Below are 8,434 nucleotides of genomic sequence, written 5' to 3'. Positions count from 1 at the left end.
AACACGGGGTGTCAGAGGGATAAGAATCATTGTGGGAGCGAGCTTGCTCCCACAGGGATTGAGTGACGCCCGGGATTGCGTCAGGCGCTGGCAGCCATGGCGTGCCGCCGATGGTGAACCTCAAGCTGATCCTTGATCACCCGCAACACCTTGGCTTCGTGCTCATGGATAAAGAAGTGCCCGCCCGCGAGCATGTCCACCGAAAAACTACCGTGGGTTTCCTTGCTCCAGCCGATCAACTGCTCGGTGGTGGCCCGATCATCCTTGCCACCGAGCACATGCACCGGGCACTTGAGCAAGGGACGCTGCTGCGGTTCGAAGCGCCCGCACAGCAGGAAGTCCGCGCGCAGGACCGGCAGTGTCAGGCTCATCAGCTCTTTATTGGCCAGCACTTCTTCGCTGGTGCCATTGAGGGCGCGCAGTTGATCGATCAATTCGGCATCGGTCCTGGGCTGGGCGAAGCCGCGATCGTAGTCGGCCCGCATGGTGGGTGCAGCCGTGCCCGAGGCGAACAGCGCCACTGGCTCCGGGCACCCCAGCGAGCGAAACGCATGGGCCATTTCACAGGCCAGCAACGCGCCCAGGCTATGACCGAACAATGCGTATGGCGCCTTGAGCGTGGCTTTTTGTTCCTGGGCGAGTTGCAGCGCCAGGCGTCGCATGTCGGTGTGCAACGGCTCGCCATACCGTGCGCCACGCCCCGGCAGTTCCACCGGCTGCAGCGTGAGCCATTCCGGCAGCTTGCGCCGCCAGCGGCTATAGACCATGGCGCTCGCGCCTGAATAGGGCAGGCACAGCAATGTCAGCTGGGTCACCGGGCTTACCTCGAAAAGTTGTCTATCAAGGGAACGGATGAGGCCGACCTTGAATTAGTCCCAAGGTTGTAGAAGTGCCGAACACTGACATCGTGGCGAGGGCGCTTGCTCCCGCTCGGCTGCGCAGCAGTCGTAAAACGGGTTTTTTGGGGCCGCTTCACGACCCAGCGGGAGCGAGCTCCCTCGCCACAGGTTCTGTGTTTCGCTTATCTCAGGTGGCGATAGCTTTGGACTGCGGAACCGAGAATCACCGCACCGGCAGCAATTGCCAGCCAGAATCCACTACGGGCCCCAAATGCATCGATCAGCCAACCCGAACCGGCCGCACCGATTGCCACGCCAATACTCAACCCGGTGACCAGCCAGGTCAGGCCTTCAGTCAGTTTGGCTGGCGGCACGATGCGCTCCACCAACGCCATTGCCACAATCAGCGTCGGCGCAAAGAACAGACCGGCGACAAACACCGCCAGCGACAGCCCGAGAATGTTCGTCGCCAGCAGCAACGGCAGCGTGGTAACCGCCGTCGCCACCCCGCCATACAAGAACAATCGCGGCAGCGGCACTTTCGAGCGCAACACCCCGAACGCCAATCCCGCCAGGCAGGAACCAATGGCATACACCGACAACACAATGCTCGCTGCTGCCGGCTGGCCCTGCTGCTGGGCGAAGGCCACGCTGACCACATCCACCACGCCAACGATGGTGCCCATGGCGACCATCAACAGCATCAGCAATTGAATGTCGAGCGAACGGATAATCGAGCCCTGATGGTGTTCTTCATGGGGATGCACCGCCGGCTCGGTGTCCCGTTGCAGGACAAACGCCGTCACCCCGATCGCCAGCATCAGCAACGCCGCCAACGGACCGGCCTCGGGAAACGCCACCACGCACAACCCCACCGACAGCGGCGGCCCGACAATGAAGCAGACTTCGTCCAGCACTGATTCCAGCGCATAAGCGGTTTGCAGCTCCGGCTGGCCGCGATACACCTCGGTCCAGCGCGCACGGACCATCGCCGACATGCTCGGCATGCAACCGGCCAGCGCGGCGAACACAAACAACGTCCAGATCGGCGCCTGCAAGCGGGTGCAAAGCAACACCAGCAACAACGCCCCACCACCGATCAACGCCGAAACCGGCAGAACCCGGCCTTGACCAAAGCGATCCACCAGCCGCGAGACTTGCGGCGCACAAAACGCCGTGGCCAGAGCAAACGTCGCCGCCACCGCACCGGCCAGACCGTAGCCGCCTTGCAGTTGCGAGAGCATGGTGATCAGGCCGATGCCGGTCATGGAAATGGGCATGCGCGCGATCATCCCGGCCAGCACGAACGCTCGGCTGCCAGGGGCTTTGAACAGGTCGCGGTAGGGGTTGGTCATGGGGTGCGAGTCTCAGTCAGGGCGAGCAAGTTGCCATAAGGCGAACCGAGGGGAAAGCAGGCAATTGTTGGTTGAATGTGAAGGCCTCACACGTTGATCGTTCCCGCCGCTCGGCGTGGGAACGATCAGGTGTCATGCGGTCAGGTGACGAAACTTTCATGGTTCGACGTGAACTCTCGCCAGCCCCCGTCAGTCAGCTAATTAAGCCCTCACACTCAAGGCGCTCACACTGATGCAGATTTCCCTCGACCAACAAGTCGCCCTCATCACCGGTGCCAGCTCAGGCATCGGCGCAGGCGCCGCCAAGGCATTGGCCGCCGCCGGGGCCACGGTGGTGATCAACTACCATTCCCAGGCTGAACCCGCCGAAGAACTGGCCCGGCAGATCAACGCTGAAGGCGGTCGGGCTATCGCCATCGGTGCCGACGTTTCCAAAGAAGAAGACGTCGAACGGCTGTTCGCGCAAACCCTGGAGGCATTCGGTTCGCTGGACATCCTGGTGGCCAATTCGGGTATGCAAAAAGACGCCAAGGCGGTGGACATGACCCTCGCCGACTGGAACCAGGTGATCGGCGTCAACCTCACCGGACAGTTCCTCTGCGCCCGCGCCGCCCTGCGTATTTTCAACCGTCAGGGTATTCGCGAAGGCGTGTCCCGGGCCGCCGGCAAGATTATTCATATGAGCTCGGTGCACCAGCGCATTCCCTGGGCCGGCCACGTCAATTACGCCGCGTCCAAGGGCGGCGTCGACATGCTGATGCAAACCCTCGCCCAGGAAGTCAGCCACCAGCGCATCCGCATCAATGGCATCGCACCGGGGGCGATTCGTACAGACATCAATCGCGATGCCAACGAGGAGCAACTGCTCAAACTCATCCCTTACGGCCGGGTCGGTGAAGTCGAGGACATCGCCAACGCGGTGGTCTTCCTCGCCTCCGATGCGTCGGACTACATCGTCGGCACCACTCTGTTCATCGACGGCGGCATGAGCCTCTATCCGGAGTTTCGCGGCAATGGCTGATCATCATCCCGAGCGACAAAGCAACATCGACGCCCACGGCATCATCGGCGACATGCGCAGCGCGGCGCTGGTCAATGACAAGGGCAGCGTCGACTTTTTCTGCTGGCCGGAATTCGACAGCCCGTCGATCTTCTGCTCGCTGCTGGACACGCCCGAGGCAGGCATTTTCCAGCTATCGCCGGACTTGCCTGATGCGCGCCGCGAACAGATTTACCTGCCCGACACCAACGTGCTGCAAACCCGCTGGCTGAGCGAGTGCGCCGTGGTCGAAGTCACCGACCTGCTGCCCATCGGCGACAGCGAAGATGATCTGCCGGTGCTGATGCGCCGGGTCCGGGTGGTCAGCGGCCAGGCAACGTTTCACATGCGCTGCGCCGTGCGGCATGACTACGCTCGCGCCAGGACCCACGCACGCATGGATGCCAAAGACGTGGCATTCGAGGCCGATGATCAGCCCTCTCTGCGCCTGGCATCGGATCAGACCTTGCGTATCGACGGCAACGCGGCCGTCGCTGAATTCACCCTCAAACAGGATCAGAGCGCGGAATTCCTGCTCGGCGGCATCGACGACCCGCGTTTCAACAAAGGCGCGGCCGGGTTGTGCCTGGAACGCACGCTGAAGTTCTGGCGCGACTGGAGCGGTCAGTCCAACTACCGTGGTCGCTGGCGGGAAATGGTCAACCGCTCAGCCCTGGCCCTGAAGCTGCTGACCTCGCGCAAACACGGCGCGATCCTCGCTGCCGCCACGTTCGGCCTGCCGGAAACACCCGGCGGCGAACGCAACTGGGACTACCGCTACACCTGGATCCGCGACGCCTCGTTCACCGTCTACGCGTTCATGCGCCTGGGCTTTGTTCAGGAAGCCAACGACTACATGCGCTGGCTGCGCGGGCGGGTCAGCGATTGCCACGGCAAACCGATGAAACTCAACATCCTCTACGCCATCGACGGGCGCCAGGAACTGCCGGAAACCGAGCTCTCGCATCTGTCCGGCCATGGCGGCGCGACGCCGGTGCGCATTGGCAATCAAGCGTATGACCAGGTCCAGCTCGACATCTTCGGCGAGCTGATGGACGCGGTGTACCTGGTCAACAAATACGGCGACGCGATCTCCCATGAAGGCTGGAAACACGCCGTGGGCGTCGTGGATCAAGTCTGTGAAACCTGGCAGCAAGAGGATGTGGGCATCTGGGAAATGCGCGGCGAACAGCATCACTTCCTGCACTCGCGACTGATGTGCTGGGTGGCCCTGGACCGGGCCATTCGACTCGCCTCCAAACGCTCCCTGCCCGCGCCTTTTTCCCGTTGGGACCAGACCCGTCAAGCGATCTACGCCGACATCTGGGACAACTTCTGGAACGAAGAACGCGGGCATTTCGTGCAGCACATCGGCGGCACCACGCTGGATGGTTCGATGTTGCTGATGCCGCTGGTGCGCTTCGTCAGCGCCAAGGATCCGCGCTGGTTATCGACCCTCGAAGCCATTCAGAAAACCCTGGTGCGCGACGGCATGGTCTACCGCTATCGCAACGAAGACAGCCAGATCGACGGCCTCAGCGGCACCGAAGGCGCCTTTGCTGCGTGTTCATTCTGGTACGTCGAATGCCTGGCCCGGGCAGGCCAGGTGGAAAAGGCGCACCTGGAGTTTGAACAATTGCTCAGGTACGCCAACCCGCTGGGCTTATACGCCGAAGAGTTCGACAGCCATGGGCGACACCTGGGCAACACGCCGCAAGCGTTGACGCACCTGGCGCTGATCAGCGCGGCCAGCTTTCTGGATCGGAAATTGAGTGGGGAGAAAAATTACTGGCAGCCTTGAGTTCGCGTTGCCCCTATCGCGAGCAGGCTCGCTCCCACAGAATTTGTGTCAAACACGCTATTTGTGAACGACACCAAACCTGTGGGAGCGAGCCTGCTCGCGAAGAAGTCATCAGCCATCGCTCGGGACTGGCTGAATACCGGCGAAAAAAGTGAGCGGTAGGGTCCAGGCTCCTACAACCATTAAACGAACCTGCCCAATCACCCGAAACCGCTCATTCCGCCACCCCGAAAACGTTTGTTGCCAGCCGTTACATCCCCCCCTACCATCGACCGTCAACGGGTGCAGCGGAGCTGCCCGATAAAACCCGAATTCAAGGAACCAGAATGAGCCAGCGTATCCACCGCCCCATCGACACCCCTCTGCGTTCAGGCCTGAACCGCGATGAACTGTGGGAGGCCCCCGACAAAGGCCTCATCAAATGCTGGGAAATCGGCCGCCAACGCGCCGCCCGTTTCCCCGAACTCGCCCAACGCTGCCTTGCCGGCGAACTGCCGGTGCTGGGCTGGAAAGGTGGCGTCAGCCGCAGCCTGAAGAAACTCGAAAAGTACGGATCCCTCAAATACCTGGCCCAGTGGCAGGGTTTGCGTGGGGAGGATCTGGATGTTGATCTGAGTGAAGAGCGGCCTCTGACGTGTTCGCGGACGAGGATGGTGGTGACGTTTACGCCGGACCGGTCGAAGTACTTCAATCAGGTCGCGGAAGTCGAAGTCTGAGTTGGCGGAACCTGGTCTCTTTGCATCCTCCGTCTGACAAACACCTCTGGAGTGTCCGATGAACACTGAAGCGTTGATCCAGAACATCAAGACCCCGACGTTGACGGTCGCCTACGAAGAACACGGCCCTGCCGCCGGCGACCCGATCCTCCTCCTTCACGGCTTCCCTTATTCCCCACGCGGCTACGACGAAATCGCCCCGGCCCTCGCCGCTCGGGGCTACCGCGTTATCGTTCCGTACCTGCGCGGCTACGGCCCGACCCGCTTCAACAGCCCCGACACCCTGCGCTCCGGCCAGCAAGCCGCCCTCGCCCAGGATCTGCTGGACTTGATGGACGCGCTGGCCATCCCGAAGGCCGCCCTTTGCGGCTACGACTGGGGCGGTCGGGCGGCGTGCATCGTCGCGGCGCTTTGGCCGGAGCGGGTTCGCTGTCTGGTGACGGGCGATGGCTACAACCTGCAGAATATTCCCGGCTCCACCCAGCCACAGGCCCCGGAAACCGAGCATCGCCTCTGGTATCAGTATTACTTTCACACCCCGCGCGGTGTCGAGGGCCTGACGAAAAATCGCCGGGACTTGTGCGAATTGCTCTGGAAATTATGGTCACCAACCTGGGCCAGAGGCCCTGAGCGCTACCCACTGAGCGCGCCGGCCTTCGACAACCCGGATTTCGTCGAGGTGGTGATTCACTCGTACCGTCACCGCTTCATGTACGCGCCAGGGGACCCGGCACTGGCGTGGATGGAAGAAGCGCTGACCCGGCAACCGTCGATCAGCGTCCCGACGATTTCCCTGTGTGGTGCCGACGATGGCGTCGGACCGGCCGAGGAGATTGATGAGGACATTGAACATTTCTCTGGGTTTTATGAGCGGCGAGTGCTGGCGGGCGTCGGCCACAACATTCCCGAAGAAGCACCCGAAGCGACGCTCAAGGCATTACTGGATCTGCTTCAGCGCTGACAGAAAACCGCTCGCGATAGGCTTGCGGCGTTACGCCCATGGCCCGCAGAAAACTGCGACGAAGCGTTTCTTCACTGCCGAACCCGCACTGCACCGCCACCCGTTTGATCGGCAGACCGGTATCACTGAGCAAGCGTCGCGCGGTCTCGACCCGGATCAGCTCGATGGCCCGCGCCGGCGTCTGGCCGGTGTCGGCGCGGTAATGGCGAACGAAGCTGCGTTCGCTCATGCCGGCCTGCAAGGCGAGTGTCGGAATGCCCAGGTCCATGGTGAGATTTTCGCTGATCCAGGCATGAAGTTCGTCGAACCGGCTGCCTTCCTTTTGCAGAGACAAGGTCACACTGAACTGCGACTGACCGCCCGGGCGCTTGAGGAACACCACTAGTTGCCGAGCGACGTCCAGGGCCATGGTGCGACCGAGATCCTCTTCGACCATCGCCAATGATAGATCGATGCCGGCCGTAACGCCGGCCGAGGTCCAGACCGGGCCGTCATTGATAAAGATCGGGTTGGGCTCGACCCGTAACCGGGGATGTTTCTGCGCCAATTGCTCGCAACGGGTCCAGTGAGTCACCACACGCCGACCGTCAAGCCAACCACTGGCCGCCAGCAAGAACGCCCCGGTACACACCGATGAAACCCGCCGACACGCCGTCGCCTGTTCACGCACCCAGGCCACCAGCGATTCATCCTCCGCCGCCGCGTAGACACCCCAACCACCGGCGATGATCAAGGTGTCGCTGCCTTGCTCGGGCAACGGCTCGGCTAACAGCGCCAGCCCCGCCGACGACATCACCACCCCGCCACCGTTGGCAATTACCGTCGGCGCGTAGGGCGCCGGCAAGCCTTGTTGACGGGCGATGTCGTTGGCCGACGCAAACACCTGCAACGGCCCGGTGACGTCGAGCAATTGCACATTGGCGAACGCGAGCACATGAATGGTTTTTGGCATATTGGCGTAATTCGTGGGGTTATTGGCGTATACGCCAGATCCTACGAGCCTAAAGTGAAGCCGTCCACCCACCTCATGAGAAAACACCATGACGTTGCAGATCGGTTTTCTGTTGTTTCCACAGGTTCAACAACTGGACCTCACCGGCCCTTACGACGTGCTGGCCTCGCTGCCGGACGTGAAGGTGCATCTGATCTGGAAGGACCTGGTGCCGGTTACTTCGAGCACCGGGCTGGTGCTGAAGCCGACCACGACCTTCGATGATTGCCCGCCACTCGATGTGATCTGCATTCCCGGGGGCAGCGGCGTCGGGCCGTTGATGGAGGATGAGCAGACATTGGCGTTTATCAAGGCCCAAGCGGCTAACGCGCGTTATGTCACGTCGGTGTGCACCGGCGCGCTGGTGCTCGGCGCGGCCGGTCTGCTGAAAGGCAAACGCGCGACCACGCACTGGGCTTATCACGAATTGCTGGGGCCTTTGGGGGCAATACCGGTGAAGGATCGCGTCGTGCGTGACGGCAATCTGCTGACCGGTGGCGGGATTACCGCAGGGATCGATTTTGCCCTGACCCTGGCGGCCGAGTTGTTCGATAAGGACACGGCCGAGCTGGTGCAGTTGCAGCTGGAATACGCCCCGGCACCGCCGTTCCAGTCCGGCAGCCCTGAAACAGCGCCGCCGAGCGTATTGGCAGAAGCGCATCGGCGGGCGGCGCCATCCCTGCAGCAAAGGGCGCAGATCACTGGACGGGCGGCGGCCAGGCTGTAGCAGTA

Annotated in this window: 8 protein-coding genes; 5 read left to right on the top strand and 3 right to left on the bottom strand. The window is 62.1% G+C overall.

Annotated features, from left to right (window positions below; all coding sequences use genetic code 11):
- Nucleotides 1–80: 80 nt before the first annotated feature.
- Both AC1ROI_RS02995 and AC1ROI_RS02990 read right to left on the bottom strand, forming a co-directional pair.
- On the bottom strand, nt 81–815 hold the full coding sequence (locus AC1ROI_RS02995) for a thioesterase II family protein (protein WP_102595305.1): 735 nt from the start codon (nt 813–815) through the stop codon (nt 81–83).
- Nucleotides 816–1,021: 206 nt separating this feature from the next.
- Nucleotides 1,022–2,194 (bottom strand): MFS transporter, encoded by a 1,173-nt coding sequence (locus tag AC1ROI_RS02990; RefSeq protein WP_083374656.1) that lies wholly within the window; start codon nt 2,192–2,194, stop codon nt 1,022–1,024.
- Between the two features lie 232 nt (nt 2,195–2,426).
- Here AC1ROI_RS02990 and AC1ROI_RS02985 point away from each other — a divergent pair, with 232 nt between their 5' ends.
- The 4 genes from AC1ROI_RS02985 (at nt 2,427) to AC1ROI_RS02970 (ending at nt 6,711) form a co-directional block, all read left to right on the top strand.
- Entirely contained in the window at nt 2,427–3,215 is a 789-nt protein-coding gene (locus AC1ROI_RS02985; protein ID WP_102595306.1) for a glucose 1-dehydrogenase, read from the top strand.
- A complete protein-coding gene (locus AC1ROI_RS02980; RefSeq protein ID WP_102595307.1) occupies nt 3,208–5,034 on the top strand; it encodes a glycoside hydrolase family 15 protein in 1,827 nt (608 codons plus the stop codon). Before AC1ROI_RS02985 ends, AC1ROI_RS02980 begins: the two co-directional genes overlap by 8 nt.
- Before the next feature lie 326 nt (nt 5,035–5,360).
- A complete protein-coding gene (locus tag AC1ROI_RS02975; RefSeq protein ID WP_102595777.1) occupies nt 5,361–5,750 on the top strand; it encodes a hypothetical protein in 390 nt (129 codons plus the stop codon).
- A gap of 58 nt (nt 5,751–5,808) precedes the next feature.
- Nucleotides 5,809–6,711: an alpha/beta fold hydrolase gene (locus AC1ROI_RS02970; protein ID WP_102595776.1), complete on the top strand. Its 903-nt coding sequence runs from the start codon at nt 5,809–5,811 to the stop codon at nt 6,709–6,711.
- On the opposite strand, the gene AC1ROI_RS02965 is transcribed toward AC1ROI_RS02970, so the two are convergent.
- Nucleotides 6,680–7,663 carry a GlxA family transcriptional regulator gene (locus tag AC1ROI_RS02965; RefSeq protein ID WP_010458421.1) on the bottom strand — a complete coding sequence of 328 codons (984 nt, stop codon included), beginning with the start codon at nt 7,661–7,663 and terminating at the stop codon, nt 6,680–6,682. The two genes, AC1ROI_RS02970 and AC1ROI_RS02965, sit on opposite strands and share 32 nt — an antisense overlap.
- 88 nt (nt 7,664–7,751) lie before the next feature.
- Here AC1ROI_RS02965 and inhA point away from each other — a divergent pair, with 88 nt between their 5' ends.
- Nucleotides 7,752–8,429 (top strand): isonitrile hydratase, encoded by a 678-nt coding sequence (gene inhA, locus AC1ROI_RS02960; protein ID WP_077748912.1) that lies wholly within the window; start codon nt 7,752–7,754, stop codon nt 8,427–8,429.
- Nucleotides 8,430–8,434: the final 5 nt, after the last annotated feature.

The organism is Pseudomonas sp. GW823-FHT02C02 (assembly GCF_058797635.1).
The sequence above is the reverse complement of the archived record's forward strand: the minus strand, read 5'-3'. Positions and strand labels throughout refer to the sequence as shown.

Excerpts from the sequence above, each read along its gene's own strand:
- AC1ROI_RS02990 (WP_083374656.1), bottom strand. The coding sequence starts at position 2,194 with ATGACCAACCCCTACCGCGACCTGTTCAAAGCCCCTGGCAGCCGAGCG.
- inhA (WP_077748912.1), top strand. The coding sequence starts at position 7,752 with ATGACGTTGCAGATCGGTTTTCTGTTGTTTCCACAGGTTCAACAACTG.
- AC1ROI_RS02965 (WP_010458421.1), bottom strand. The coding sequence starts at position 7,663 with ATGCCAAAAACCATTCATGTGCTCGCGTTCGCCAATGTGCAATTGCTC.
- AC1ROI_RS02975 (WP_102595777.1), top strand. The coding sequence starts at position 5,361 with ATGAGCCAGCGTATCCACCGCCCCATCGACACCCCTCTGCGTTCAGGC.
- AC1ROI_RS02970 (WP_102595776.1), top strand. The coding sequence starts at position 5,809 with ATGAACACTGAAGCGTTGATCCAGAACATCAAGACCCCGACGTTGACG.
- AC1ROI_RS02985 (WP_102595306.1), top strand. The coding sequence starts at position 2,427 with ATGCAGATTTCCCTCGACCAACAAGTCGCCCTCATCACCGGTGCCAGC.
- AC1ROI_RS02980 (WP_102595307.1), top strand. The coding sequence starts at position 3,208 with ATGGCTGATCATCATCCCGAGCGACAAAGCAACATCGACGCCCACGGC.